Source organism: Flavobacterium bomense (genome assembly GCF_003970355.1).
This window is the reverse complement of the sequence record NZ_RYDJ01000219.1, coordinates 1-1,127: the sequence shown is the minus strand read 5'-3', so window position 1 is coordinate 1,127 and position 1,127 is coordinate 1. Positions and strand designations below refer to the sequence as shown.

Below are 1,127 nucleotides of genomic sequence, written 5' to 3'. Positions count from 1 at the left end.
CGTTACTCAAAGGTTGATATAGTCCCGGAAAATTGTCATAAGAAAGCCCATTTAAGTCTGGACTGCCCAAATAGGAATCAATACCTTCATTGCACCATTCGTAGATGTAAAATAACTTCACTTTTTCGTTCTCGGTCTCATTTTTAAAAATATAACATCTGTCAATATCCTGACTTTTACCAATTGCAGTAATACACAAATTTAACGCTTCGTCAATCGAAATTTCTTTTAAAAGATGATTATTAGCATTTGAGATCCCTAACAGAAGATTTTTCATAATAATTGCGTAACTTTATGGAGTAATTGTATACCTCCAAAGATATTTTGATATTAATAAGCATAAAGAGTAATTACTTATGATTTAAAAATATAAACTTATAATTTAAAATATGGTAACTTATTTTCGTATAATGAAATTTAAAAAAAGTGAAATACTGCTAATAGAAGATGATCTAGCTTTGGGTAGTTCAATTTCAGAGGTTTTGCAGTTAAGTGATTTCAAAGTGAATTGGTTTACTAATGGCTTGGAAGCACTTGATTATCTGCAAAATTATTTGCCAGATATCATAATTAGTGATTTGATGATGCCGCATATGGACGGTGGAGAATTGTTTACAAAAATTAGAAAAAACAGCAAATTCAACGCTATTCCTTTTATAATAATTACTGCAAATATGGATGACGGAGTCAAGTACAAGCAGCTTGAAAACGGGGTTAATGACTATATAATGAAGCCTTTCAAGGCAAACGAATTGATTTTTAAAATCAAAAATTTACTAGTTCTTAGGAATAATATTGAAAAAAAATACAAACCGGATCCGTTTTCTAAAGTAACAATAAAATTATCCAAAAAAGATTTTCTGGAATCTGTAGATGACTTCATCTTAAAAAATTTAAAATCAAAAATTAGTATTGAGGAAATATCAATTCATCTTTTTATTAGCAAATCAACGTTAGATAAAAAAATTAGAAAACTTACCAATAAAAATATTACTCAATATATAAGAGAGTTTAAATTGGAATATGCGATTAAACTTATTGATTTAGGGGAAAGGAATATTCAGTTTTTAGTTGATGAAACAGGGTTTAACTCATTTTCTTATTTTTCTACAAGTTTTAAATCTTAT

2 protein-coding genes are annotated in these 1,127 nt (G+C 27.9%); one reads left to right on the top strand and one right to left on the bottom strand.

All coding sequences use genetic code 11. The features are described from left to right. Positions 1-277, bottom strand: a 277-nt coding sequence (locus EKL98_RS16875) for a hypothetical protein (RefSeq protein WP_148104466.1), incomplete at its 3' end; no start/stop codon positions are given. Between the two features lie 133 nt (positions 278-410). Between EKL98_RS16875 and EKL98_RS16870 the strand changes: the two genes are divergently transcribed. Next, positions 411-1,127: response regulator (locus EKL98_RS16870; protein ID WP_126563225.1), on the top strand; the 717-nt coding region annotated here is incomplete at its 3' end.